At 47.4% G+C, this 25,357-nt stretch carries 26 protein-coding genes and 2 pseudogenes; 19 read left to right on the top strand and 9 right to left on the bottom strand.

Annotated elements, in window-relative coordinates; genetic code table 11:
• The 11 genes and pseudogenes from IV40_RS07755 to IV40_RS07705 all read left to right on the top strand — a co-directional run bounded on the left by IV40_RS07755 (nucleotide 1) and on the right by IV40_RS07705 (nucleotide 10,338).
• Complete coding sequence (locus IV40_RS07755; protein ID WP_420843262.1) at nucleotides 1-321, top strand: ArsR/SmtB family transcription factor; 321 nt, start codon at nucleotides 1-3, stop codon at nucleotides 319-321.
• Nucleotides 311-920 (top strand): annotated as a pseudogene (locus IV40_RS07750) (cation efflux transmembrane domain-containing protein). The gene IV40_RS07755 and the pseudogene IV40_RS07750 overlap by 11 nt, the downstream one beginning before the upstream one ends.
• A gap of 138 nt (nucleotides 921-1,058) precedes the next feature.
• Nucleotides 1,059-1,952, top strand: coding sequence for a DMT family transporter (locus tag IV40_RS10615; RefSeq protein ID WP_082617937.1), 894 nt, complete (start codon nucleotides 1,059-1,061; stop codon nucleotides 1,950-1,952).
• Between the two features lie 15 nt (nucleotides 1,953-1,967).
• The gene (locus IV40_RS07740) at nucleotides 1,968-2,348 is read left to right on the top strand and encodes a winged helix-turn-helix transcriptional regulator (RefSeq protein ID WP_057770210.1); all 381 of its coding nucleotides are present in this window, start codon (nucleotides 1,968-1,970) and stop codon (nucleotides 2,346-2,348) included.
• Nucleotides 2,349-2,419: 71 nt separating this feature from the next.
• Nucleotides 2,420-3,064 carry a nitroreductase family protein gene (locus IV40_RS07735; RefSeq protein ID WP_057770207.1) on the top strand — a complete coding sequence of 215 codons (645 nt, stop codon included), beginning with the start codon at nucleotides 2,420-2,422 and terminating at the stop codon, nucleotides 3,062-3,064.
• Nucleotides 3,065-3,334: 270 nt separating this feature from the next.
• The gene (locus IV40_RS07730) at nucleotides 3,335-4,348 is read left to right on the top strand and encodes a glycosyltransferase family 2 protein (RefSeq protein ID WP_057770205.1); all 1,014 of its coding nucleotides are present in this window, start codon (nucleotides 3,335-3,337) and stop codon (nucleotides 4,346-4,348) included.
• A 44-nt stretch (nucleotides 4,349-4,392) separates the two neighbouring features.
• Nucleotides 4,393-6,738 (top strand): HAD-IC family P-type ATPase, encoded by a 2,346-nt coding sequence (locus IV40_RS07725; protein WP_057770202.1) that lies wholly within the window; start codon nucleotides 4,393-4,395, stop codon nucleotides 6,736-6,738.
• Between the two features lie 282 nt (nucleotides 6,739-7,020).
• Entirely contained in the window at nucleotides 7,021-7,572 is a 552-nt protein-coding gene (locus IV40_RS07720) for a GNAT family N-acetyltransferase (RefSeq protein WP_057770199.1), read from the top strand.
• 148 nt (nucleotides 7,573-7,720) lie between these two features.
• Complete coding sequence (locus IV40_RS07715; RefSeq protein ID WP_057770196.1) at nucleotides 7,721-8,107, top strand: metal-dependent transcriptional regulator; 387 nt, start codon at nucleotides 7,721-7,723, stop codon at nucleotides 8,105-8,107.
• A gap of 210 nt (nucleotides 8,108-8,317) precedes the next feature.
• Entirely contained in the window at nucleotides 8,318-9,898 is a 1,581-nt protein-coding gene (locus tag IV40_RS07710) for an Nramp family divalent metal transporter (RefSeq protein ID WP_057770194.1), read from the top strand.
• A gap of 2 nt (nucleotides 9,899-9,900) precedes the next feature.
• Complete coding sequence (locus IV40_RS07705) at nucleotides 9,901-10,338, top strand: universal stress protein (RefSeq protein ID WP_057770191.1); 438 nt, start codon at nucleotides 9,901-9,903, stop codon at nucleotides 10,336-10,338.
• A gap of 42 nt (nucleotides 10,339-10,380) precedes the next feature.
• Here the strand turns inward: IV40_RS07705 and IV40_RS07700 are convergent, their stop codons facing one another.
• The gene (locus IV40_RS07700) at nucleotides 10,381-10,848 is read right to left on the bottom strand and encodes a hypothetical protein (RefSeq protein WP_057770188.1); all 468 of its coding nucleotides are present in this window, start codon (nucleotides 10,846-10,848) and stop codon (nucleotides 10,381-10,383) included.
• A 127-nt stretch (nucleotides 10,849-10,975) separates the two neighbouring features.
• Between IV40_RS07700 and IV40_RS07695 the strand changes: the two genes are divergently transcribed.
• A complete protein-coding gene (locus IV40_RS07695; protein WP_057770186.1) occupies nucleotides 10,976-11,893 on the top strand; it encodes a magnesium transporter CorA family protein in 918 nt (305 codons plus the stop codon).
• 82 nt (nucleotides 11,894-11,975) lie between these two features.
• Nucleotides 11,976-12,854, top strand: a complete 879-nt coding sequence (pepI, locus tag IV40_RS07690) for a proline iminopeptidase (protein WP_057770184.1) — start codon at nucleotides 11,976-11,978, stop codon at nucleotides 12,852-12,854.
• A 29-nt stretch (nucleotides 12,855-12,883) separates the two neighbouring features.
• On the opposite strand, the gene IV40_RS07685 is transcribed toward pepI, so the two are convergent.
• Nucleotides 12,884-14,029, bottom strand: a complete 1,146-nt coding sequence (locus IV40_RS07685) for a low temperature requirement protein A (protein WP_057770182.1) — start codon at nucleotides 14,027-14,029, stop codon at nucleotides 12,884-12,886.
• Nucleotides 14,030-14,235: 206 nt separating this feature from the next.
• On the opposite strand from IV40_RS07685, the gene IV40_RS07680 reads away from it, so the two are divergent.
• From IV40_RS07680 to IV40_RS07670, 3 genes are all read left to right on the top strand, one after another.
• Nucleotides 14,236-14,880, top strand: coding sequence for an NAD(P)H-binding protein (locus IV40_RS07680; RefSeq protein ID WP_057770180.1), 645 nt, complete (start codon nucleotides 14,236-14,238; stop codon nucleotides 14,878-14,880).
• A 200-nt stretch (nucleotides 14,881-15,080) separates the two neighbouring features.
• A complete protein-coding gene (locus tag IV40_RS07675) occupies nucleotides 15,081-15,899 on the top strand; it encodes an HAD family hydrolase (protein WP_057770177.1) in 819 nt (272 codons plus the stop codon).
• A 1-nt stretch (nucleotide 15,900) separates the two neighbouring features.
• Nucleotides 15,901-16,872, top strand: coding sequence for a LacI family DNA-binding transcriptional regulator (locus IV40_RS07670; protein WP_057770175.1), 972 nt, complete (start codon nucleotides 15,901-15,903; stop codon nucleotides 16,870-16,872).
• Nucleotides 16,873-16,931: 59 nt separating this feature from the next.
• On the opposite strand, the gene IV40_RS07665 is transcribed toward IV40_RS07670, so the two are convergent.
• A complete protein-coding gene (locus IV40_RS07665; protein ID WP_057770173.1) occupies nucleotides 16,932-17,735 on the bottom strand; it encodes an aldo/keto reductase in 804 nt (267 codons plus the stop codon).
• A gap of 121 nt (nucleotides 17,736-17,856) precedes the next feature.
• On the opposite strand from IV40_RS07665, the gene IV40_RS10765 reads away from it, so the two are divergent.
• Entirely contained in the window at nucleotides 17,857-17,988 is a 132-nt protein-coding gene (locus IV40_RS10765; RefSeq protein WP_156404260.1) for an HAD hydrolase family protein, read from the top strand.
• Between the two features lie 32 nt (nucleotides 17,989-18,020).
• The gene (locus IV40_RS07660; protein WP_057770171.1) at nucleotides 18,021-18,809 is read left to right on the top strand and encodes a YdcF family protein; all 789 of its coding nucleotides are present in this window, start codon (nucleotides 18,021-18,023) and stop codon (nucleotides 18,807-18,809) included.
• A 29-nt stretch (nucleotides 18,810-18,838) separates the two neighbouring features.
• Here IV40_RS07660 and IV40_RS07655 read toward each other — a convergent pair whose 3' ends face one another.
• From IV40_RS07655 to IV40_RS07640, 4 genes are all read right to left on the bottom strand, one after another.
• The gene (locus IV40_RS07655; protein WP_057770169.1) at nucleotides 18,839-19,315 is read right to left on the bottom strand and encodes a PTS sugar transporter subunit IIA; all 477 of its coding nucleotides are present in this window, start codon (nucleotides 19,313-19,315) and stop codon (nucleotides 18,839-18,841) included.
• Between the two features lie 75 nt (nucleotides 19,316-19,390).
• Entirely contained in the window at nucleotides 19,391-20,107 is a 717-nt protein-coding gene (locus IV40_RS07650; protein ID WP_057770167.1) for a sulfite exporter TauE/SafE family protein, read from the bottom strand.
• 140 nt (nucleotides 20,108-20,247) lie between these two features.
• Nucleotides 20,248-21,291, bottom strand: coding sequence for a zinc-binding dehydrogenase (locus tag IV40_RS07645; protein ID WP_057770165.1), 1,044 nt, complete (start codon nucleotides 21,289-21,291; stop codon nucleotides 20,248-20,250).
• An 86-nt stretch (nucleotides 21,292-21,377) separates the two neighbouring features.
• Nucleotides 21,378-21,986, bottom strand: coding sequence for a sugar O-acetyltransferase (locus tag IV40_RS07640; protein ID WP_057770163.1), 609 nt, complete (start codon nucleotides 21,984-21,986; stop codon nucleotides 21,378-21,380).
• Between the two features lie 324 nt (nucleotides 21,987-22,310).
• Between IV40_RS07640 and IV40_RS07635 the strand changes: the two genes are divergently transcribed.
• Complete coding sequence (locus IV40_RS07635; protein WP_057770161.1) at nucleotides 22,311-23,234, top strand: serine hydrolase; 924 nt, start codon at nucleotides 22,311-22,313, stop codon at nucleotides 23,232-23,234.
• Nucleotides 23,235-23,279: 45 nt separating this feature from the next.
• Here IV40_RS07635 and IV40_RS07630 read toward each other — a convergent pair whose 3' ends face one another.
• Complete coding sequence (locus tag IV40_RS07630; RefSeq protein ID WP_057770160.1) at nucleotides 23,280-24,446, bottom strand: MalY/PatB family protein; 1,167 nt, start codon at nucleotides 24,444-24,446, stop codon at nucleotides 23,280-23,282.
• Nucleotides 24,446-25,305, bottom strand: a pseudogene (locus IV40_RS07625) (DUF3737 family protein). Before IV40_RS07625 ends, IV40_RS07630 begins: the two are co-directional and overlap by 1 nt.
• Nucleotides 25,306-25,357 lie beyond the last annotated feature (52 nt).

The raw sequence follows: 25,357 nt of genomic DNA, 5'->3' as shown, positions 1-25,357 counted from the left end.
ATGGTGAACCTAATCGACGAACCGCATTTGAAGGAGTCGACTCGTATTTTTAAATTGCTGGCCAATCCAATCCGGCTCCAGATTTTGGATGTGCTCGAACAGCACCCATTGAATGTCGGTGATTTAGCCGAACTGCTGAAGGTCGAACAGTCTGTTGTTTCGCATCAGCTAGCGTTGCTGCGCCAGCATCAATTAGTCAGTGCGAAACGGCAAGGCAAACAAGTTTTCTATCAGCTGGATGATCCGCATATTTTAGATGTAATCAATGAAATGCTCGAACATGCCGACCATGTGATGTGTGGGAAGCCGCATGGAGAATAACGCACAGACCGTTCGTGCAGGGTTGCGGACGGCGTATTTTTCCGTCATTTGGATGGCGACCGAGTTTGCAGTGGGACTCTATGCTGGTCTGCAAGCCGGATCGATTCTGCTGATTGTGTTTGGATTGGACAGCTGTTTGGAAATCATCTCGGGGGGCCTTAATCTGGCGATTGAAAAAAGAAGCCAATGGCGCGTCACCGGCTGTTATTCGGCACGCTGAACGGGTAGCTGACTTGATTGTCGGGACAATCCTGATCTTATTGGCCGTTTATGTCGTAGCGACTTCTGTTTACCATTTGTGGACTCATGCCGCAGCGGATACCAGCCTTGCGGGGCTGACAATTTCGATTTGTTCCGTTGTGCTGATGCCGGTTTTGATGCGGCAAAAGAAACGGCTCGGCCTGCGTCTGCACGCACAGGCATTGGTCGAAGACGGCATGTGCAACCTGACCTGTGCTTATATGGCCGGCACCGTTTTGGTCGGTGCATTGCTGACCGCCTTATGCGGCTGGTGGTGGGTCGATTCGTTTTTTGCCTTAATCTTGGTTTATTTCATTGCCCATGAAGGCATTGAATCCCTGCAAAATGCGAAGAAGTGATATCATTAAAACCACTCTAAAGCGAATGAAATGACTCCTTTCGGATAGGCACTTTTTAGTACCTACTTACTTTTTGTAACACAATCTCCTATACTGATTTTTATTATCTTTTTGGAAAGTCATCGAGGAGGTTGTGTAATGATGATTAGTTTAATGACCATTATTTTGGGCGGTATCATTTTAGGGGTGCAATCTGCGACTAACGGGAAACTCAGTGCCAGCATCGGGGCGCTTGAAACGGCGCTGCTGAACTTTGTGGTCGGCGCCATTCTTTTAGGTTTCTGGTTATTGCTGACTTGGGACGGGCGGCTCCTGCGGATTGTTACGGTGCCGAAATGGCAGTTATTCGGCGTCGTCTTTGGAACCGGCTATCTGGTGCTGATGATTCTGGCAGTGCCGCAGATTGGTGTGGTGGCATCAAACATTGTCGCCATTGCCGGGCAGCTGATTGCTAGTTTTTTGATTGACAATTTCGGCATTTTCGGTAGTACGGTCATTCCGTATGGCTGGCAGCGTTTTGGCGCGACCTTGTTATTGATCGCCGCACTGGTATTTCTGTATCGGGATCAGAACAAGCAGGCCGGTCCGCAAGACCATTCATTGGGCCAGCTGTTTTGTTATCTGTTAGCTTTATTAGCCGGCAGTTTTCTCAGTTTCGAAGGCACGATGTACAGCGAACTCGGGAAGACGATTGGGACCTTCGAAAGTAGTTTCTACAACTTTTTTGCCGGTTCGTTCTTACTCTTCCTACTTGTTTTGTTCTTTGGCAAAGGCAGTTTCAGCGGGATTCGGACCAACAGCAGCTGGTATTTGTTAGGCGGCCTGTATGGGGTCATTTATCTGACCAGTTTGGTTTTCGGCATCCCGACTTTAGGTGTCGGCATCGCTATGATCGGCATCGTGGTTGGGCAGGTCGTAATCAGCATGCTGATTGAAGCCTTCGGTTGGTTCGGCAGTCCTAAACAGCCGATTACCGGTGCTCGGATTGTGGCACTTGTTTTGATGTTCGGTGCGCTTGTATTCATTTATTAACAAGGAGGCGGAACGATGGAAAAAATTTATCAAATCGGCGTTGAGGCAACGCTGGACGTCATCGGCGGCAAATGGAAGCCGCTCATTTTGTGCCACCTGGGCAAGGGACCGCTGCGCACCGGTCAGCTGCGGCGGGCGATTCCACAGATTACACAGAAAGTGCTGACCCAGCAGCTGCGCGAACTGGAGGATGATCAGATTATCGACCGGCATGTTTTTCAGCAGGTCCCGCCCAAAGTGGTCTATCAATTGACGGATTATGGCAAAACTTTGAATCAAATTTTAGTCGAGATGTCGATTTGGGGCGAACAGCGGATCAAACGGTTGCAGGCTGCCCATCCTGACGAAAAGATTGAACTGCTGGGCGACCATCAAGGATATTTGGAAGGTCACTAAAATAATACCGGCTGATTGGTTTATAATAATCACAATTCAAAAAGTGATTTTGACCGCAGGAGGTAATTAGAATGACTGATTTGAAAAATAATGATTTTGCGGACGTGATGTTTAACCGGCATTCGGTGCGGAAGTTTGATCCGAATGTCAAAATTCCACGCACTGAGCTTCATGAAATGATTGCACAGGCGACGACAGCACCGTCAGCTTGCAATTTACAGTCGTGGCACTTTGTGGTGATCGATACCCCTGACGGCAAAGAAAAGCTGAAACAAGCTGCCATGAAATTCAACGATCCGCAGGTCGATACTAGCGCCGCAACCATTTTTTTGGCCGGCGATACGCAGTCGCATGAAGTCTACCGGGATGTGTGGACCCAGACCTACCATGAAGGCAAAATCGACAAAAAACAGTTGGATACAATTTTCAGCACTTTTCTGCCAATGTACGAGCATGCAACACCGGAATTTTTAACGCTGGATGCCACTATTGATTGTGCGATTGTGGGCATGCAGTTATTACTCATCGCACGGGCTCATGGTTATGAAGCCAATCCATGGTCCGGTTTCGACTTCAAGACAATCATTCCGACTTTGGGGCTTGACCCGAAACGGTATGTACCCGTCATGGCGATTTCGATTGGAAAGCCGGCTGCCGGTGAAAAAGTTTTGAAGACCGACCGTTATGACCCGAAAACACAAACTGAATTTCTTTAAAGAACAAGTTTGGAAACACTTCTTCACCTGCTGGGGAAGTGTTTTTTATTGGACAATTTTTCAAATGCGGTCGGACTAAGTCTTAGGCCCCTTGTATCAATGGAATGAAAATGTAATAATTACTTATTGAAAACTATTTGCACGCTTATTGTTGAATGTTATTTCAATGCCATTGTTGTACGGCGGTGAAACGGCATTTTTAGTGGAAAAATTTATGTATCACGAGTTCACATGGAATGTGTGGATTCCTGCTTAGGGAGATAAATTAAAGTGAAGTATCTGACCATTACAGTACCCAGCTACAATTCCGAAGATTATCTTGGCCGCTGCCTTGATAGTCTGCTAGTTGGTGGGGAGAATGTCGAGATCCTTGTCGTCAACGATGGCTCGACAGATCGAACGGAAGAAATCGCCAATGAATATGCGGCCAAATATCCGACGATCGTCAAGGTGATCAATCAGGAAAACGAAGGCCATGGGGGTGCCGTCAATACGGGCGTTCGCAACGCCACTGGCAAGTATTTCAAAGTCGTCGATTCGGACGATCGGCTGGATGCTAAATCACTCAAGACGGTTTTGAAACATATTCAGCATTGGGAAGCCACCAAAACCAATGTCGACATGATTGTCTGCAACTATGTCTACGAAAAGACCGGGACCGCTCCGTATGTGGTCAATTACCGCAAGGTGTTCAAAAATGGCCGGATTTGCGGCTGGGATGACATGGGGCGGTTCGGCATTACACAATATCTGATCATGCATGCGCAGATTTTCAAAACGAGTGTGATTCGAAAAAGCGGGGTGCAGCTGCCGCTACATACGTTCTACGTAGATAATTTATTTGCCTATCAGCCGTTGCCGTTTGTGGAAACAATCTGTTATCTAGATGTCGACTTGTATCGTTATTTTATCGGACGTGACGACCAATCGACAACGACGAAAAATATGATGGCGCGTATCGACCAGCAGCTGCGAGTCACCAAAATGATGATCGATGTGACCAACATTTATACGATGCCGCATCCGAAGCTGGCGATGTGCATGGAGCGCAATATTTCGTCAGTAATGTCGATTTCATCGGTCTTGCTGCTGATGATCGGGACACCCGACGCCATGGCCAAACGCAAGGATTTGTGGGACTATGCGAAGAACCGTTCACCGTACTTATACCGGCGGTTGCGCTATCACCGTCTTTGCGGCCTGACGTATCTGCCGACTAAATTGGGCAGCTGGGCGACTAAAAAGGGTTACCAAGTGGCACGTTCGATTGTGAAGTTTCAATAATTTTGATTGGATGGGACTGCTGAAAGAGAGGAGGACCACAACAATTGGATCAAACAACTCAGAACCAAGCTGAATTAGCGGGTCTGACGGACGAACAAGTCGCCGCCCAGCGTAATCAGGGCTTGGACAATCAAGTCGCTGAAAACGGTCAAAAAAGTTTAGGCACGATTATTCGGCGGAATCTGTTTACATGGCTTAATTTCTTCCAGTTCGGCATTGGGGTCCTGATTGCCTTAACGGGGGCTTATATCAATCTGCTCTACCTCGTGGTGGTCAGTTTCAATATCATCAGCGGAATCGTTCAAGAGTGGCGAACCCAACGGATGACCAATCAGCTGGCCATTTTATCCAATGACAAGGTCCGAACACGGCGCAATGGGAAAACGGTCAGTTTGGAGCCGGAGCAATTAGTGCTTGATGATGTGATCGAACTGACAGCCGGCGATCAGATTAGTGCCGATGCAATCGTCATTTCCGGCCAATTATTTGCGAACGAGGCGTTGCTGACGGGAGAAGTCGATCCGATTACCAAAAATGTCGGGGCGCAAGTCTTGTCCGGCAGTTTTGTTGTCAGCGGCAAAGCTTATGCACGCATCAATCGGATCGGCAAGGATAATTTTGCTACGCAGCTGACTTTGCGGGCACGAGAAAGTAAACGCGAAACGTCGCCGATTTTACAATCGATGCAGCATTTTAATCATTTGGCTAGTATGCTGATGCTGCCGTTAGGTGTTATTTTATTTGTGCAAGCTTATTTTGTCCGGGGGGCATCTTTTAACCGGACGATTCTCAATATGGCGACGGCTTTGCTGGGCATTATGCCGATTGGGGTCCAGTTATTGCTAGGGGTCTCCTTTATCGCCGGTGCGATGTGGCTGTCGGTCAAGCACGTTTTGGTCCATGATCTCTATGCACTGGATGCATTATCTCGGACCGATGTCTTGTGTCTGGATAAAACCGGCACAATCACTGAAGGCAAAATTTCAGTGTCCGCCGTCCATGAAGTGCCACAGCCGGCCTTTCCCTACTCGCTGAAAGAGGTGCTCCAGAATTTTATCGGAGCAACTGATGATAATAATTCGACTTATAAAGCATTGAAAGAATATTTCGGTACTTTGAATGAATGGGATGTCACGGGCAAAATCCCGTTTTCGTCTGAACAGAAGTGGAGTGCCGTCAGTTTTGCCGATCTAGGCACGATTATTACTGGAGCACCGGAAAAATTCAAGCAGACGACAACAAACGGCATTGCCACAAAGGTACTGGCGGCCCAGCAGCAGGGCAAACGTCTAATTTGTGTCGGGTATTTGGCACCGGATGCGGAAACAATTGACCCAGCGCAAGCTACCGTTTTGGCGGTGATTACCTTTAACGACAAAATTCGGACGAATGTTCATGAGGTATTGGATTACTGCAATGCCCAGCACATCAACGTTAAGATTATTTCCGGCGACAATCCGTTTACCATTTCGACAGTGGCGGCCCATGCCGGCATTAAAAATGCCGATCAATTAGTCGACATGTCGCAAATTACGACACAGCATGACCTTGAAGTGGCGGCCCAAGATAATAATGTGTTTGGGCGGGTTACCCCGAATCAGAAGCAGGCGCTGATTAAAGCCCTGCAGGATAAAGGCCATACAGTAACAATGGTCGGTGATGGTGTAAATGATGTGCTGGCCTTGCGAGCTGCCAACTGCAGTATTGCCATCAACGGCGGCAGTCCGGCGGCCAAACAGGCTGCGCAGCTCGTTTTGCTGAATGATGACTTCGGTATTTTGCCGGCACTGATTAAAGAAGGCCGGCGGGTCGTCAACATTGTCACTCGTGTCAGCAGTCTCTTTTTCGTCAAAGTCATCTATTCGTTGCTGCTGTCGCTGGTGTGTGTCGTTTTGAACGTTCCGTATCCATTTTTGCCGATTGAAATTACGTTGACAGATACACTGATTGAAGGTTATCCGACCTTTTTCCTACAGTTCAGTCAGGATACGAATCCGGTCAAGAAACAGCCGCTGCGGTTTGCGTTTGGGCAGGCATTACCGTTTGCCATCGCCATTACGCTGGGAGTTGGCGGCCTTCTGAGCTTGTCGCACGCACTGCCGCTGGCGGCCAATCAGCGGACGACGCTGATGTTTTATCTCGTCATTTGGTGCAGTCTGTTCAGTTTGCTGCGCATCTGCAACCCGTATAACCGGCTCAAAGTCTTATTGGGGATCGTCAGTGTTGTCACGGTGTTTACCGCCGCCTTCGTTTTCCAGTCTTTGCTTGGCTTTGGGCCCCTGACGCTCTTGCAGGACCTAACTTTGGTCGGTATCGCCTTTGGCATCAGCTTGGCATTGTCATTGCTGGTCAAGGGCTGTCTGATGCTGATCAGTCGGCAGCGTGCTTGACATTATTTTAGCAATTTGTTATTTTAAAAAGAAATACAGCAGCAGAATATCAATTCGCAGAGGAGGCCCCAATTTTTAAGAAACCAATTTAGATCGATCTAGATTGTCGATTTGTGCGCACTTTTTGCGGTGGGCACAGCTAAATGGGTGCTTAAAAGGGGACGTTCTTCTGCGTTTGCAGCAGAAGCGTGAAATAAGTTCACCTTCTGTTTTTTTGTATCGTTTTCTGGACCGATCATTGCTGACCAATGATGACAAAAACAATGAGAGGAGTCCTTCATCATGACTACATTAACGACCCAACGAATGATTTTACGGCCATTCAAATTAAGCGATGCAGCGAGTGTTTATCAATACGCTAAGAATCCGCACGTTGGTCCGATTGCCGGCTGGCCGGTCCATACGAGTGTCGCCGATTCACGGCATTATATTGCCGCATACTTTATGCGGCCGCATATTTTTGCAATTACTTTAAAAAACGCTCCGAATCATGTAATCGGCCTCATCGGATTGGAGCTGGTTGCAGAAGGCGGCGGCAAATCATTTATGCAGCCTGGTACCGCCGAAATCAGCTACTGGCTAGGCGAACCGTTCTGGGGACAAGGATTAGCGCCAGAAGCCATCGCAGCCGTTGATCGTTATGGCTTTGAAACGCTGCATTTAGCGGCAATTTGGTGCGGCTACAAAGATGGTAATGAACAATCCAAACGGGCACAAGCAAAACAGGGCTATCGTTACGATCGCACGATTGGCCAGATGCCGAATCCGTATCTGGCTGAAACCATTGTTGAACATTTTACCAAGCTAACTCGTGCTGCTTGGCAGGCAGACTAGATAAAAGGGCTGGCGCTCAGTTGAGCACCAGCCCTTTTATGCGGCACACAAAATATATAAATTAGCTGCATCTAAATTTTCTGTTGCAGTCAACTAGTTCTCTGCTTATGATAATAATGGAGCCAACAATTGGAGGAGGGCGAACAAAATGAATCCGATTCGGGAAGATTTTTTACGGGTGATTTATCAGTTGCAGACACAACAACGAACGGTAACGATTCGTCGTTTAGCGACGATTTTTAAAGTGCGGGCGGCCAGTGCCACTTATCTGATTCAAGCATTGCAGGCGGACGGTTTTGTAATCCATCCAAAGTATCAGCGTTCGATTACACTCACAAAAGCTGGTCGTGACAAGGCTGAGGCGATTCTTAAGAATCGGCAGCTCTGGCAATTATTTTTGTCCGATGCGTTGCACTGTTCAGCAACTGAGTTAGAAACAGCATTAGGCGGTTTAGAGCACATTCATGATCCGCAGTTAGCCAAACGGCTGGTGAAACTGATGGTCCAGCATCAAAAAAATGGGACTCCCGAATAACTTTTTTGATGGATGATAGAGATTTTGTAATGACCGATGTGGAAAAAGTTTAGGAACACCAAATTTTTTTATTTTTTTTTATTGTTGCAACAGACACATTGTCAGCGATTACAGAAATAAATAAGGCGTTATTATAATAAAAGTGGGGTTTTCAAAACAAAAAATTAAGTCTATGCTAAAAATGATTAAAGCGAAAAAGGAGGTCATTTTATGGCTGCAACACATGATGCGGAAGGACACCGCACGTCGGGGCTGATTCACTATGCAAACGGTAAATCACTCGAAGAGATCAACGGGACTGTCAAGGTTCCAAAGGGAAAAGGGTTTTGGCGAACCTTACTTGCGTATTCTGGACCTGGTGCGCTAGTCGCTGTCGGGTACATGGATCCAGGGAACTGGTCGACTTCAATTACTGGTGGGCAGAACTTCGGTTACTTGCTGATGTCTGTTATTCTGTTGTCGAGTTTAATCGCGATGTTATTGCAATATATGGCGGCTAAACTGGGCATCGTGAGTCAAATGGATTTGGCACAAGCCATTCGGGCCCGCACGAGTAAAACGTTGGGAATTATTTTATGGATCATGACCGAATTGGCGATCATGGCGACTGATATTGCGGAAGTCATTGGGGCCGCAATCTCACTGTACTTATTATTTGGAATTCCGCTGATGATTTCAGTGCTGATTACTGTTTTGGATGTTTTAGTCTTGCTATTATTAACGAAAATCGGTTTTCGTAAAATCGAAGCACTGGTCGTGAGTTTAATTCTGGTTATTTTATTCGTCTTTGCTTACCAAGTGGCGTTGTCCCATCCAAACTGGGCCGCCGTTTTTGCCGGTTATCTGCCAACGGGCGAGACCTTTGCGACTCATCCGTCCGTTGCCGGGATGACCCCCTTATCCGGTGCACTGGGCATCATCGGTGCGACTGTGATGCCGCATAATTTGTACTTGCATTCTGCAATTTCGCAGACCCGCAAGATCAACCATAAGGATGAAGATTCCATTGCTCAATCCGTTCGGTTTACAACTTGGGATTCGAACATCCAGTTGTCAGCTGCATTTGTCGTTAATTCGTTGCTGCTGATTATGGGGGTTGCCGTCTTCAAGTCCGGTGCCGTCAAGGACCCGTCCTTCTTCGGTTTGTACGACGCTTTGCAGAATGGCAGCATGCTCAGCAATCCGCTGCTGATCAAAGTGGCCAAAACAGGTATCTTATCGACCTTGTTCGCCGTTGCATTATTGGCTTCCGGCCAGAATTCAACCATTACTGGGACATTAACCGGACAGGTGATTATGGAAGGTTTCATCCACATGAAGATGCCGTTATGGATGCGGCGCTTGGTGACTCGTGTTATTTCCGTCATTCCAGTGCTGTTCTGTGTGGCTACAACGGCCGGCGAGAGTGATATCAATCAGCATATTGCGCTCAACAATTTGATGAACAATTCACAGGTCTTTCTGGCGTTTGCCTTGCCGTTCTCGATGCTGCCGTTGTTGATGATGACCGACAGCAAAGTCGAAATGGGCAATCGGTTTAAAAATACTTTCTGGGTCAAACTCTGCGGCTGGGCATCTGTCATTGGACTGACCTTCTTGAACATGATCAGTCTGCCGGATGCGATCGCCGGATTCTACGGCGACCACATCACCGCTGCACAAACACAAACGGCGCACATGATTGCTTATACCGCCATCGTGGTCGTCCTGATTTTGCTGGCTTGGACAACAATTGAATTGTATAACAGCAATAAACGCTTAGCAGCCCAACAGAATGGGGAGGCTGAATAACGATGAAACCTTATTTTGAAAAGATTTTAGTTGGCGTCGACGATTCTGAGGATGCAATCAAAGCCTTTAAGTATGCGATTCATCGGGCTATTCGGGATGATGTCGAATTGATTATCTGTTCGGTGCTCGAAGACGATACTTTGAATGTTTATCAAGCGTTGGACAAAGATTATGTCCATGGCAAACGAGATGCGCTTGATAAGCACATTCGGGAGTATCAGCAGCAGGCACTGGATGCCGGCGTTAAAAACGTCCGTGTCTTTGTGGCAGAAGGGGATGCCGGCGAAACAATCGTTAAAACGGTCATTCCGCAAGTTCATCCTGATCTCTTGGTCATCGGCTCGAAAGCAAAGAAGAACGGCCTGCCGCAGCGATTAGGCAGTCAAGCAGCTTATATGGTGAAGAACACACCGATTTCGGTAATGGTCGTTCGCAAGTAATACAAAAGGCGCCTCAGCAAAATACTGAGGCGCCTTTTTATATTACGCCACCGTTTTGGCGAAAGCTGTTGGGGTCACTTTGAAAAACGTCGTCGGTAATTCAAGCGGCAGCGGCTTGTGCAGTAAATGGGTTAAACAAGTGCCAAGATGCGCTTGATCGCCGATGATAATTTCGAAGCTGCCTTTTTCAGTTACTTCATCTGGAATCGCCGTTACTGGATTGGCCGCCGTTTCATGGGCAACGAACGTCGCATAGTCCTGCGGTGCTAGAATCAAGCGGACGATTTCGTTCTGTGAGTCGACCACAACGGATTCGACGTGATAATGGGCGCTGAAATGGGCATCCAACGCTTGAATAGTATCGATACGCTGTTTCTGCTGGGCACAGGCCTGCTTGGCTTCATCCAGCTGGACCGGATCGGCATGGCCTTGAAATTGAACGCCCTCCAACTTATTGCGGGTTTTGACTAACGAGAGATAATATTTAAATTCGGTTAATTTGATCGCCATGATAAGTCTCCTTTTCTCAGCTTCTATCGTACCGAAAATTGCGGCCAGTTGCGAGCTCTTTTTGCGCATGGCTCGCAACTATTGTAAGATGGACGAGAATCTTGTGACGAAATGGGTGTGCTCAAACATGATAACTGTTCATACGATGCCGGCGATCGCTACGGATACCAGCTGGATTGAAATCACGGCTCCGACTGCTGACGAAGTGGCTAAATTGAAAGCAGACTACGGCTTGACGGATGAAATTTTGAAATATGCGTTGGATCCTAACGAACGGACGAACTATGATTACGATTTGTTCGAACAATCAGAATTGTTCGTTTATCACGTGCCGTATCGGATTGATGCCGATGATGTCCATTATATAACGGCCCCAATCAGCCTTATTTATCAGGGAAATTATCTGTTTACGTTCAACGTACGCAACATCGAACGGGTCAATCGCGATTTCGCCGCTTTGGAAAACAATGCCGAAATCACCGATTATGCCAACTGCATATTGATGGCGCTGCTGAAAATGAGCGATGAATTTATTCCGGCGCTGGAGGAGATTACGGCGACACGCAACGATCTCGACCAGCTGCTCGACAAGCAGACGACCAATGAAAATCTGCATCGGCTCTCACATTTGGCCCAAAGTCTGGCCTATTTCACTAGTGCGACGAATAATAATGAGATTTTATTGCGGGCGATGCCGAAAGCCCACTTCGGCGAGCAATTGGATGCCGTCGATCAAGAACGGCTCGACGATGTCCTAGTCGAGGCCAAGCAGGTGGCCCAAATGACGGCGACCGAAACGGAAGTCACCGATCGTATCTCGAATACCTTCAATAATGTCCTCAATAACAATTTGAATGGGATTATGAAGTTTATGACGATCTGGTCGTTGGTCCTGGCAATTCCGACCATCGTGACGGGGTTCTATGGAATGAATGTGAAATTACCGTTTTCAAATGTGTCTTCAGCGTGGCTGCTGGTAATCGGTATTTCGCTGTTTTTCGTAGTGTGGATGATCCTGATGTTCAAACGGCGTCATATGTTGTAAACCATTATCAAAATTTTCATATTGTGACCCTTCAATTCAAAGCGTACAATAAGCTCTAATACCAGAAAAAGGAGTGTTCGCTATGAAAATTGAAGAAGGCTACATGCCATTCCATGGTTACCAGACGTACTACCGCATCGTTGGTGAAGCCCAGCCTGGCAAAGCACCGCTGCTTTTAATCCATGGCGGCCCAGGCTCGTCGCATAATTACTTCGAATTACTCGATGATTATGCCGCCACCGGACGCCAGCTGATCATGTACGATCAGGTCGGCTGCGGCAAGTCTTCCTTGCCAGAGGACGAAAGTGTCTACGTCAAGGAGACTTGGGCGGAAGAACTGATTGCCCTGCGGAAATACTTGCATTTGGATGAAATACATATGCTGGGTCAGTCATGGGGCGGCATGCTTGAAATGCTGTATCTGACACAATATGACCAGACCGGCGTCAAGAGTGTCATGATCGATGGCTCGCCGGCTTCAATCAAATTGTGGACGCAAGAACAGCATCGCCTAATTACTTATTTAAGTTATGAAGATCGGAAAGCAATCGCCGAAGCCGAACGGACGGGTGATTTTACCGGCCCGAAATATCTGGCGGCAAACGATCGTTACATGGAACGCTACTGCTGGGATGATCCCGATGAAAACTCGCCGGAACCTTTGCGGCGTCCGACGAACGGCAAACGGGCCAGCCTGATTGCTGAAGGACCGAATGAATTTACCGAAAACGGCTCAATCAGCGATTTCGAATTGACTGATCAGCTCTACAAGATTCATGTCCCTGTTTTAATGACCAATGGGACCGATGACCTGTGCACACCGCTGATTGCCAAGTCGGTTTATGATCATATTCCTGGCTGCAAGTGGCATCTATTCCAGAACAGCCGTCATTTGGCGCTGTTAGACCAGCATGATGAATTTATCGACGTGCTCGATCACTGGCTGAAAGAAAACGACTAAATAAAAATGACCCCGAAAAGGGTCATTTTTTATTGTGCCAAAACTTGCTGCCGTTCTTTCATAAAGATGATGCCAATCAGCACTAGGTTCAACAAGCCAATCATCCCGAGATAAGGCAGTTTGAAGGCGAGCAGACTGACAAGCATCAACAGGATGGATTCGATTGTAGTCGTGGTTTTAAAGCGCCGCATTTCATAATCTTTCATAATAAAGACCAGCACCACGGTCAAGTCCATGAAGACCGTATAACCAAGCAGTTCGGGCTGCGTCGGTTCTTCGAGCAGCAGGTACATAAAGAGCAGCATCATGGCTAGTGCCAGCGTAAAGAGGACGTTTAAAAGATGGAACGCTTCAATGACTAGGAAATGTTGGGCTGAAACAGTCACATCGTTCATAAAGGCATAGTAGAGCCACCATAATAAAATAATGTTCAGCATAAAAACGGCGAACACCAGGATGGCGTGCCAGCTGCTTTGGCCCATCAATGGTTCGGTAACCAGCGCAATGGCTTCCCCAAATAGAATCATTGCAAATTGACCGAAACGTTCTTCCGATGATTCGGAGGCAACGATTGGAAGATGACGCCGGTTCATTTCGGCTGTCATCTCAGGGCTGTCAATGGGCAGAATGCAGTATTTCGCAAAGATGACGAAAATCAGCAGGTCCAATTTAAGCTGCGGATTTGCAACCCACAAGGCGGCAATCAAAATGAAGAAGTCGGCCCATTCAATCACAAAGTAGACCCATGACGATTGAAGATGGTCGGGGTCGATGTGAACGACGAGCATCCACACATACAGCATTAGGATTTGAACAAATAAATAAATCGCAATGAATCCTTGCAGCTGCCCTTTGAAGACGAGCGGAAAACGCGTTGTCAGGGCCAGAACGGCAACAAGTTGGGCCAACGTGATGACCGTCGTGCGGGCGTTGCGATCGCCATGGAGGTCGAAATAGGTCATGAAGTTATACCAGATATAAAAGACCAGCATGAAAAACAGTGCAAATTTCCAAATACCGGTCGTTGGGTAATGCGGTGCATAGCTGATGATTAGCGAATGCAGCATGACCACGTAGGCCAAATCGGAGAATAATTCCAGCCATGATATCTGTCGATTGAGCACTCGGCTGGTTAGTTTTTGGGGCGTGCCCCACCATTTCTGAAAGTGATTCAAGATCCTCATCCTTTTTTACAAGCTGCCTTTATTTTAAAACAAGTTGACGCATAAAAATAATGAAATGCTGATTTGAATGCTGAAAATGGCGTGTCCATGTAAACTATTCATTTTAACTATACTGAATCATCAAATATCCGTATTTTACATTACTGGCGCCGCCCCTTAAACTGAATGCAATCATTCAAAAAAGGAGTTCACTTCACATGAAAACAATTTTAATTTTAGGTGCACATGGGGCGACTGCCCAAATCGTCACGAACCGTTTGCTGAAAGAAACGGCTGATCAGTTAAAACTGTATTTGCGGAATCCGCAGCGCTTAAAGCAATTTGCCGACAACCCACGTGTTGAGCTGATCGACGGCAATACTGAATCAGTAGCGGCTTTAACTCAAGCCATGCAAAATGTTGATTTGGTCTATTCGAATGTCGGCGGCGTTAATTTGGCAAAGAGCACACAGGCGATTTTGACGGCGATGACACAGGCCGGTGTCAAACGGCTGATTTTCTTCAGTGCGTTAGGGGCACGGCATGAAGTTCCTGGCAAGTTCGGCGCATGGAATGAACAGGCGATTGCTGATTATTTGCCTGGTTTCAGAAAATCGGCTGAATTGCTCGACGCTGCGGCGAACATCGACACAACTGAAATTCGTCCGGCTTGGTTGACGGATTACAATGAGATCGATTATGAATTGACAGGCAGCCACGATGCTTTCAAGGGCACCGAGGTCTCTCGCCAGAGTGTGGCCGATCTGATCGTTAAGATCATCAAGGATCCGCGTTTATACGAAAATGACAGCATCGGGATCGATAAACCCAATACAGACGGCGCCCAGCCGGCTTGGATCTAAGCTCGTCCAGAGGTATCTTAAAAAAGAGTCCCCTAAATGCAAATCGCTGCATTTGAGAGGCTCTTTTTCATTTTTGATATAATTAGATAAAACCAGCAGTCAAAAAAAACAGAAAGTCATTTATTTTCGAAAAAAGATTTGACGTCGAACGCGTTCGACACTCTATACTGAATTCAGGTTAGAGATAGGAGAACGGGAATATGACAATCAAACATCTTTTTTCAGATATGGACGGCACCTTATTAAATAGTCAGGGTCGTTTGTCGGATCGTAATGCGGAAATTATTCGTGACAGCAAATTGCCGTTTACACTGGTATCGGCACGTGCGCCGCGAGAGATGCAAGGTGCGATCGACAAGTTGGGTTTGCGGACGGAACAGATTGCATTTAATGGCGGTCTGATTTTCAAGCCGAATGGCACCGACTATGAGGTGATCGATCAGAATCCGATCAGCCTGCAGACAGTCTGGCAAATATTGCCATTGGTGCGGACACATTTTCCGCACGTCAGTGTCAGTTTTTATGATTTGCAGCATTGGTATACGGAACGAGTGGATCGGTTGATTCGTTTCGAAGAAAAACTGGTTCAGCAATCAGCAGCTAAAATCAGTTACGCCGACTATTTTGCCGATCCGAGCCGGGTGGTGTTCAAAATTATGCTGATCACTTTTGATCCGGATGAACTGGCACATTTAAAGACGTTTATGAATGGGGTGGGGTTGCAGGGCGTCAGTATCCAGCAGACTGGTGAGGCCTATTTGGAAATCACCAGTCAGCAGGCTAAAAAATCACGCGGCATCCGCTATGTGCTGCATCAAACACATCTAGAGAAGGCTGAAACGGCTGCTTTCGGCGACAGCTACAATGATTTGCCGATGTTTGCCGAAGTGGGACGAGCAATTGTGATGAACGATGCCTTGCCGGCGATTAAAGCCCAGGGTGATTTCATTACCAAGTCAAATGATGAAGATGGTGTCGGTTATGCCATCAAACATTTTATCAATCAGGGGAGGCGTTAAGATGGCAACGATCCGTGATGTGGCCCGTATCAGCGGCTATGCGATTTCGACAGTGTCACGTGTTCTGAATCACAAAGGGCGGGTTGCGCCGCAAACACGGCGGAAGATCGAAGCGGTGATGGACGAACTGGACTATGTGCCGAATGGCGTGGCCCAAGATCTGAGTCGCGGTGCCACCAACAAAATCGGTGTCGTTCTGCCGCATGTGCGCCATCCGTACTTTGCGCAAATTTTAAAAGGTGTCATTGCGGCTGCCGTGACGACGCACTATAACGTCGTTTTATTGCCGTCCGAATATGACCGTGAATTGGAAAATCATTATCTGGAACAGCTGCGCCGCAAGGAATTTGACGGTTTGATTTTCACCTCGCAGCGGATTTCGCTGACACAACTGGAGAAATATACCCAGTACGGGACAATCGTCTGCTGCTGGGATCCGGGCGAGCATCAAATCAATGCCGTTTATTCGGATCGGGCGCCAGCTTATCGATCCGCATTTGAATGGTTGCAGCAGCATCATTGCCAGCAGGTGGGTTTTCTATTCAGCCGCAATTCGCAAGTCAGCGCAACCAGCAGCAGTACTGTGAGAACCTTTCAGGAAGTGTACGGACGGCTCCCGCAAGCGGATCAGGTCATTGCGGATGTGACGACGCCTGAAGACGGGTACCGGGCGGCGGCTAAATTGGCGCAATTGCCGCACTTGGACAGTATTTTTACGAATGGCGATGATGTTGCGGCTGCGGTACGGCAGTATTATCTGGATCATCAGTTAAAAGTGCCGGTGCTGATCGGACAGGAACATCAAATGTCGGGGATGATTCTAGGTATTCCGACGATTGATCATCATTTTGACCGGTTAGGTCGGCAAGCCTTTCAAATGGTCATCGCCGCCGACGAACCGGTCCAGAAAATTAAAATCGAATCAGAATTTATTGCGCAGAATCATTTTTCGGCACGGTATTCGGCACGGTAAATGAATGGATGTCATCAAAAAAAAGCCAAGTAATTTTTCGCTTGGCTTTTTGCGTCCTGTTAATAATTCAAATGTTTATCTTGGTCCAAAGCATTGATACGGTCGATGTCGGCTGGTTCGAGCTTGAAGTCGAAGATGTCGAAGTTTTCCTTGATGCGTTCAGGCTTTGAGGACTTGGGGAAGACGACGAAATTGGTGTCGATGTCCCATCTGAGGACGACTTGTGCGGCTGTCTTGTGATATTTGGCGGCTAAATCGACGAGAACGGGGTCATTCAGCATGGCGTGACCATGGCCAAGTGGTGAATAGCCTTCGTTGACAATCTGGTGGGCGGCGTCGAAATCACCAAGTGCCTTCTGAACCTTGTACGGATGCCGTTCAATCTGATTGACCATTGGCTTAACAGTGGCTGTTTTAGCGAGTTCAGTCAATTGATCTTCTGAGAAGTTGGAAACCCCAATGGCACGTGCTTTGCCGTCTGCATAGATCTTTTCCAGCGCTTTCCAAGTGTCCAAGGTCAGCTGGAAATTCTTGGCGTCTGGCCAGTGAATTAGATACAGGTCGAGATAATCCTGCTGCAGGTCATCCAGTGATTGTTGGAAAGCCTTGAGGGTCTTATCGTAGCCTTGATCGGTGTTCCAGACTTTTGAGGTAATGAATAAATCTTTCCGGGCGACATTCGATTTGGTCAATGCTTCACCGATGGCTTTTTCGTTGCCATACAGATGGGCACAATCAAAATGACGATAACCAGTGTCGAGCGCGTCTTGAATCAACGGGCCGACTGTGTCACTGGGAATTTCATAAGTCCCGAAACCTAACATGGGAATTTTGACGCCGTTTGTGAATGTTTGATATTCCATAATGAATCTCCTTTGATCGAATGACAAATTGTTCACAGTGTGAATAAGTTTATTATAGGAGTCTGCCGGACTGATTTCTAGAACGCGTATTTGAAATATTTTTTAGCAATTCAGGCTTGACGTGGAACGCGTTTCAGCGGTTATCGCATTGGGCAATGCCACTGAGCGTGTCAAAAAATATGCGAATTACGTGACAAGTGCCTTCGATCAGCATGGAATTGTGTCGGCGTTGCGGCATTTTCAGCTGATTTAAGCGTATACTAAACTCAAAACGGAGGGATTTAGATGAGTGAACTGAGTACAGCCGTTAATCGGTTAGGCGCCTTTTGCGGTGTGCGTGATGTGCCAACACTGACCATAACGGCGTTACAGGAGCGTTATGGCCTGCAGCAAGTGGATGTGATGGTCTTATTCGGTGGCAGTATTTTGGCGGGCGAGCGTGTTCTGGCTGAAGGCATTCGCCAGCACCTAGCCAAGAAATATGTGATTGTCGGTGGTCATGGTCACACGACGGCCGCTTTACGGAAACAGATTCAGCAACTGTATCCAGACTTAAAAGTAGCAGGAATGTCCGAAGCAGAATTATTTGCCGCCTATTTGAAACGCCGTGATGGATTGCAGGTCGATTTACTGGAGTGCGAATCGACAAATTGCGGCAACAATATTACCAATTTACTGGCGTTATTGAAGGCACATCAAATCGAATTTAACAGTATCCTGCTATGTCAAGATGCGACGATGCAGCGGCGGATGGCGGCGACACTCGCCAAATATGCGCCGCAGGTTCGGATTATCAATTATGCGGCCTATCAGGTGCAGGTCAACGACCATCTGACTGGCTACGACCATCAGGTGGCCGGAATGTGGCCAGTTTCGCAGTACCTCACTTTGTTAATGGGCGAGATTCCACGTCTAGCGGATACACCGACGGGTTACGGACCACGTGGTAAAGGCTATTTAGCACACGTCGCAATCCCAGCAGAAGTGACACAGGCGTTTCAGACTTTAAAACGACATTTTCCCGACCAGGTCCGCAGCGCCAATCCCGAATTTGCAACACATAAAAACGACTAGGCCCATTGCGGCGCTAGTCGTTTTTTTAGTTAGCGGGTGATAATTTCGGCGGTTAACGTGCCCGCCGCAACTCGGTGTTTGGTTAAGAGTTGATAAGATTGTAATTGAATATCCGTATCGTACAACAAAACAGTTACGGTCGTTTGCTTGCCGGCCATTTCGATGGCGGCGAGGTCCATTGCAGCAATTGCCGTTTCCGGAGTCACTGTATCGCCGACATGAACAAAATTTTCAAATGGCTCGCCATTCAGATCGATCGTGTCGATTCCGAAATAGACCAGCAGCTGTAACGCACCACTCGTAATGCCGATCGCATGGCGGGTCGGGAAGGTTGAGGTCACGACCCCGTCAACGGGACTGTAAATCATACTGTCCGTCGGCTCGATCGCAAAACCGATTCGCATTCGTTTGTGACGGAGATCGGTATCGGGTGCTTTATCTAACGAGGTTACTTGGCCAGCAACTGGTGCGAATAATTTGGTTTGATCTAAAACGAGCTGTGTCATGAGGCTCACCATCCTTACGTTGTTCTTTAACAAAGCAAGCGTAAACGATGGAACGCGTTCCATGTCAAGCCTTTTTTAGAAAAATAAATAATAAATGCCGCTGAGGCCGATAAAGGCGTAGATCCAAGGCTTAATGGTCTGCAGGTCCCAGCGCTCTGACAAGTGAGTGGCAATGATGGTCCCGAATATGGCCGCAATCATCCCGACGATGATATACGGGATGTCAATCGTCCCTAAAATGCCGTTGGCGACACGGACGCTGGTGATGTAAAAGGCATCGATTAGGAAGAAACCCTGAATATTACCGAGATAATCGCCCATCGAGTCGGATAATGACAGGAAGTAGAGGGCCATCAACGGACCGCCGATTCCAAAGAGTCCGTTAAAGAAGCCGGAGATGACCATGAACAAAAGGGCAATGTACCAAGGATATTTCGCACGTCCGGCACTTTTTGAGAAAATGAAGTAGAGGCTCAAAACAACCAAGAGTGCACCGAGCATCAGCCGCAAGACACGGGTGTCGAGCACATTGCTCAAATGGACCGACCAAGTGGCAACGGCGGCATAGACGATAAACGGCGGCAATACTCGTTTTAGCTTAAAGTAATGGTGGTAACGGAGTGTCAGGGTCAGCACACTGGTAAACATAATCGTGCCAGCAATTCCGGCCGCCCGACTGATCGGAAAAATGGCTGGAAAGAAAATCATCATAATGATTACGGAACCGAAACCAGTCAATCCTTGCACTAGTGCAGCCAAAACAGAAGCAACAATAATAATGAGCCAAGTCAAATGGATATCCTCCTTATGTAAAACAACTATCTTCAGTATGCGAATGCTGATGGAATGTGTCAATGCACATTTTGGTTTTAAGTGCGTATACAAAAAACGCCGGCAAATTTGTCGGCGTTTTTTGAATAGATTGCGTGAAATTAGTCTTCAGGGATGACCAGTGCCTTGATGGCTTCACGGTTAGCCATAGACTTGTAAGCAGCATCGATGTTATCAAGACTGAAACGTTTTGTGAAGACCTTGCCAGGGTGGATGTCGCCATCTAAGACAGCCTTTAATAAGACGTTCTTGTCATAAGTGGTGACAGAGGCAGGGCCGCCAGCAATAATGGTGTTGTTATAGAAGGACTGTGCCATATCCATCTTCGGTTCATGCGGCAAGCCGACACGGCCGATGATGGCACCAGGACGGACCATCTTCATGGCTTCGTCGTTGGAAGATTCAGAACCGACACATTCGAGCACAGCATCAACACCGGCGTTATTAGTCAATTCCTTGACCTTCGCAACGGCATCGTCGCCACGTTCAGCCACGATATCGGTGGCACCGAATTCACGGGCCATTTGGGCACGATCTTCATGGTGGCTCATCATGATAATGCGCTTGGCACCCCGCATCTGGGCTGCAATGACACCGCAGAGACCAACGGCACCATCACCGATGACGGCAACGGTACTGCCTTCATGGACATTGGAAACACGGGCGGCATGATAGCCGGTCGCCATGACATCGGCTAAGGTCAATAAGGAATTGAGCATGCCGTCACTGTAGTCTTCTGGTTTGCCGGGAATTTTGATTAAAGCCCATTCGCCATGCTGGAAACGGATGTATTCGGCTTGGTCGCCGGTACTGAAATTGTCGGTGTGACTTTGGCAAATACCGTCAAATCCGGCCCGGCAAGCAGCACAATAGCCGCAGCCATGGGTAAATGGTGCAATGACAAAATCACCAGGCACAACAGTTGTGATGGCGGAACCGACTTCGGTGACGACCCCGATAGCTTCGTGGCCGGAGTTTTCAGAATTTTCTGGGGCATTGTCTAAACCACGGTAAGCCCAGAGGTCGGAACCGCAGACACAGGTCCGGACAACTTTGATGATGACGTCATCATCTTTTTCAATTTTAGGCATGGGGACATCTTTAATGCCGACTTGGCCGGCTTTTTCAAAAATAGCTGTTTTCATACAAGAAACACTCCTTTTTTATAATCAAATTGATCAGTTTCAGATTAACATGCCGGCATGGAGCCGGCGAGCAAAACGCCTTTTTGTTAGTCAGAAACATCTAAGCGATGGTTCTTAAAATAATATTCTTTGTCTTTGTCACCGATGGGGCGTGCCACTTTGCAAGGCGACCCGAAGGCAACGACATTGGCAGGAATATCGTGGGTGACAACACTGCCGGCACCGATGACGGTATTTTCGCCGATGGTGACGCCAGGCAGGATTTGAACCCCAGCACCGACCCAGACGTTGTTGCCAATGGTAACAGGGAAGTTATAGACATAACCGTGTTTGCGCAGTACGGGCAAAACAGGATGACCAGATGTCGCAATGACGACATTGGGACCGAACATACAATCATCGCCGATATAAATCGGGGCATCGTCGACCATCGTCATATTGAAATTGCAATAGACATGGGCGCCTAAATGAACGTCATGCCCGCCCCAATTGGCATGGAACGGTGCTTCGATGTGTGTCTGCGGTCCGACTTCGGCAAACATTTTGTGCAGCAGCGCTTCTTTTTCAGCCGTTTGCGATGGCCGCAGCTGGTTGAACTGGTAGACCAAATCTAAGTATTGTGTCTGGTCGCCGATTAATTTCGGGTCGTCATAGTGATAGGGCAGGTGCTGTGCTTTGCGTTTGATATTATCGATTGTGAATCGCCTCCAAACAACTTGATATTGTTATGATACCGTTTTTACAATACCACTTAAAGCAGACTTCAAGTCAAACACAAATTTCATCAAAAATAAAAATTGTCAAATAATTAGGCTTATAAAAATCTTAATAAGTGTGCCGAGTTACCCAACATCAAGATTAGAATGCCGGTTTGGCGCGCTTTACAGCGCATATTGATTTCAAAAACAGCTTAAAATGATTGCGATTGCGTCACTGAATCTTCACGTTTTAAAGGTACTTTTAAGGTAGCTCCTCTAAAATCCAGTTTTAACAATCTAAATCAGAAAAGAAGTTTTTAAATGCGTAAAAGAATAGTCCATGTCCTTACCGTCGCCGCTTTAGTAATCGGAATGATCGTCCTGTGTTTCCACTTTGTCAATGCCTCTGACAGCAGCAATGAAGCAGCAGCCTCTTCGAGTGCAACGGCAACTAGCCAATCGACCCAGGCAACCAGCAAAACAGCGACGACGCAAAAGCTGAGCAATACGACGAACGATGCGACCAATCAAGCACTGCAGTCGGCGTGGAAGAATGTGCTTGCCAATGTGTCCGGTCTTGACGTCGACATTGCTGTTTATTCGCCGAAAACGAATAAGACATACACGTATACCGTCAAACAGAGTGATAGCGATACGTTTGATACCGCCAGCATCGTTAAGGCATCCGTCCTGACCGCCGTGTTGCATAAGGCCAAGAAGAACGGCACTACGTTGACCACGACCGAAAAATCAGAATTACAGACGATGATTGAAAACAGCGATAATGATGCTTGTACCGATCTGCTGAATAATGATTTAGGCGGCTATGACGGCAACGATGCCACTTATTCGGCGCTGAATATGAACAATACGAAGGCTAATTTGGAGTCATGGGGGCTGACCACCACGACGGCGGCCGACCAAGTCAAGTTATTAAATACCATTTTCTATGGGGCCAATAATTACCTGACCAAGAGCGAACGCAGTTATGCGATGCAGCTGATGAACACGACCGAAAGCGACCAGCAATGGGGAATTTCAGCCGGATCCACCAACTACCAGCTGAAAAACGGCTGGCTCAGCGATGACAGCGGCAAATGGATCGTTAATAGCATCGGCCATGTCGGCGCAATCAATGCGGATGGTTATACGATCGCCGTTTTGACGTACGGCAGCTCTAGTCAAGCAGCCGGTGAACAGGTCATCGAAAACCTGGCCGAAGCGACCAAAAATGTTTTAGGATAAAGCGGCAACTGAAGTCGTCAGGATAGCTGGCGGCTTTTTGTGTGCCTATTTTTGATAGGCAGCAATCCCTTTCTGGAGCCGTTCGAGTCCATCTTGGACCATGGAAGCTGGACAGGCAATATTCATGCGCAGAAAATCATGACCATCGCCGCCGTATTCACCACCGGCATTCAGGTACAAACCGGTTTTCTGACGGATGAAATCTGCCAGTTTTTCGCTGTTATCACTGACATTGTGGCAATCGAGCCACATTAAATAAGTGGCGGCGGATGGGACGACTTTGATGGCTGGAATGTTGGCGGCTACAAAATCAGTTACCATTTTTTCATTGGCAACGAGCTGCTGCTTCAAAGCAGCCAGCCAGTCATGGCCCTGGGTGTAGGCGGCAATTGTGCCTGGAATTGCCAATAAATTCGGTTCGGCGACTTCATCGGTATTCAGACCCCGATTAACGGACGCCCGTAAATCAGAATTCGGCACGATCGCAGTGGCGGCATGCAGCGCGGCGACGTTAAACGTCTTGCTAGGTGAAACCAAAGTAATGATGTTCTGAATCAAGTCGGCTGGCAACGAGAACAACGGCGTGTAGTCATGGCCACGCAGGACCAAATCGCCATGAATTTCATCGCTTAAAAGCGTCACGTGATTGTCTTTGCACAACGTGGCTAAACGAATCAGTTCATCTTTGGTCCAGACTTTGCCGATTGGATTATGGGGATTGCAGAGAATCATTAAGGTGGTCAGCGGTTCGGCCAGTTTATGTTCCAGATCGTCCCAATCAATCGCATAAGTCAGCGTTTTTTCATCGTAAAGCAAGTCATTTGATAAAATATGCCGGCCGTTGTTGCGGATTGAGTTGTAGAAAATATTGTAAACCGGCGCTTGAACGACGACATTGTCGCCGATATGGGAAATCCGGCGGACAATCGCCGAAATGGCCGGCACGACACCTGTTGTGAAGATCATCCAATCGGTTTGCGGCCGGGCATGATGTTCAGTGGCGTACCAGTCGGCTACGGCATCAAAATAATCCTGGCCGGGTGCTTCGTAACCGAAGATTCCTTGACTGACTTTTTTCTGCATGGCCGTCGTAATCTCAGGGGCCGTTTTGAAGTCCATGTCGGCGATCCACATCGGGAGTTCGTCGGGTTTGATATCCCATTTGATCGAATCGGTGTTGCGCCGATTCGGAATCGTTTCAAAATCATACATTAAGCAGTCGCCTCATTTTGCGTATTCGGAATAATTTGGGTTTGCTTGGGATCAATCTTGTCGGGGTCCAAGATGATTTGAGCGACATGGTCGACTCGAATTGTACCGCTGATCGGATTCTTGATGCTGACAACAGGGGTCGTAATTTCGGCATCGATATCGCTGCAGTATTCAAACGTCAGATCGGGTTGAGCAGCTGGCAGTTTTTCATTGTCAGATGGTCGATGTAGCATAACCCTTGTTCACTTTCGATGGTACAGTTGATTAAGGTTAAGTTCTTGGTGTTCCAAGCTAAATATTCACCATTGATGGTCGAATCATAAACCGTGACATTATCGCAGTTCCAGAACGCATCTTTAGAAACGAACGTCGAGTTATGGACTTCGACGTTTTTGGCGCCATCGAAGACATAATTGCCGACGAGATTGAGGTGATCGACATAAATGTTCTCACTGTTCATGCCGAAGTAATCGCCCGTCGCCTGGACATTGTCGATGTGAATGTCGGAACAATTCCACAGTGTTTCTTCGGCATCGGAGAAATGATCGTTGGTCAAGGTAATCTGATGGGCCCGCCGGAATAATTTCGGGGCCTGCAGCGTACTGTTTTTAATATCAATATCATCGGTGTACCAGATGCCGGAACGCGACATCGTTTCAAAAATCGAATGGTCGACATGAACGTGCTTGCTGTACCACAATGGGTACTTCCACTTGAAAATGGAATCGGTCAAGGTAATGTTGCGGCTTTCCTTTAATGGGGATTCACCGTTGCCGAATGTCGTGTTGACGATATTGGCGTCGTGTTCAGCGAATAAGGAACGTTCGCCTTCGAAAAATTGGTTGTTATAATCTGTCAATGAGTAATCTTCTTTCTATCTTAAAAATGCAAAAATAGTATAAACCTTGAAG

This window comes from Lactobacillus selangorensis, from assembly GCF_001437205.1.
GTDB lineage: Bacteria > Bacillota > Bacilli > Lactobacillales > Lactobacillaceae > Paralactobacillus > Paralactobacillus selangorensis.
This window is presented reverse-complemented; position numbering and strand designations above follow the sequence as displayed.

Bases quoted from the DNA above. Each gene is read 5' to 3' on its own strand.
- IV40_RS07755 (WP_420843262.1), top strand. From the start codon at position 1: ATGGTGAACCTAATCGACGAACCGCATTTGAAGGAGTCGACTCGTATT.
- IV40_RS10615 (WP_082617937.1), top strand. From the start codon at position 1,059: ATGATGATTAGTTTAATGACCATTATTTTGGGCGGTATCATTTTAGGG.
- IV40_RS07740 (WP_057770210.1), top strand. From the start codon at position 1,968: ATGGAAAAAATTTATCAAATCGGCGTTGAGGCAACGCTGGACGTCATC.
- IV40_RS07735 (WP_057770207.1), top strand. From the start codon at position 2,420: ATGACTGATTTGAAAAATAATGATTTTGCGGACGTGATGTTTAACCGG.
- IV40_RS07720 (WP_057770199.1), top strand. From the start codon at position 7,021: ATGACTACATTAACGACCCAACGAATGATTTTACGGCCATTCAAATTA.
- IV40_RS07715 (WP_057770196.1), top strand. From the start codon at position 7,721: ATGAATCCGATTCGGGAAGATTTTTTACGGGTGATTTATCAGTTGCAG.
- IV40_RS07710 (WP_057770194.1), top strand. From the start codon at position 8,318: ATGGCTGCAACACATGATGCGGAAGGACACCGCACGTCGGGGCTGATT.
- IV40_RS07705 (WP_057770191.1), top strand. From the start codon at position 9,901: ATGAAACCTTATTTTGAAAAGATTTTAGTTGGCGTCGACGATTCTGAG.
- IV40_RS07700 (WP_057770188.1), bottom strand. From the start codon at position 10,848: ATGGCGATCAAATTAACCGAATTTAAATATTATCTCTCGTTAGTCAAA.
- IV40_RS07695 (WP_057770186.1), top strand. From the start codon at position 10,976: ATGATAACTGTTCATACGATGCCGGCGATCGCTACGGATACCAGCTGG.
- pepI (WP_057770184.1), top strand. From the start codon at position 11,976: ATGAAAATTGAAGAAGGCTACATGCCATTCCATGGTTACCAGACGTAC.
- IV40_RS07680 (WP_057770180.1), top strand. From the start codon at position 14,236: ATGAAAACAATTTTAATTTTAGGTGCACATGGGGCGACTGCCCAAATC.
- IV40_RS07675 (WP_057770177.1), top strand. From the start codon at position 15,081: ATGACAATCAAACATCTTTTTTCAGATATGGACGGCACCTTATTAAAT.
- IV40_RS07670 (WP_057770175.1), top strand. From the start codon at position 15,901: ATGGCAACGATCCGTGATGTGGCCCGTATCAGCGGCTATGCGATTTCG.
- IV40_RS07665 (WP_057770173.1), bottom strand. From the start codon at position 17,735: ATGGAATATCAAACATTCACAAACGGCGTCAAAATTCCCATGTTAGGT.
- IV40_RS07660 (WP_057770171.1), top strand. From the start codon at position 18,021: ATGAGTGAACTGAGTACAGCCGTTAATCGGTTAGGCGCCTTTTGCGGT.
- IV40_RS07655 (WP_057770169.1), bottom strand. From the start codon at position 19,315: ATGACACAGCTCGTTTTAGATCAAACCAAATTATTCGCACCAGTTGCT.
- IV40_RS07645 (WP_057770165.1), bottom strand. From the start codon at position 21,291: ATGAAAACAGCTATTTTTGAAAAAGCCGGCCAAGTCGGCATTAAAGAT.
- IV40_RS07635 (WP_057770161.1), top strand. From the start codon at position 22,311: ATGCGTAAAAGAATAGTCCATGTCCTTACCGTCGCCGCTTTAGTAATC.
- IV40_RS07630 (WP_057770160.1), bottom strand. From the start codon at position 24,446: ATGTATGATTTTGAAACGATTCCGAATCGGCGCAACACCGATTCGATC.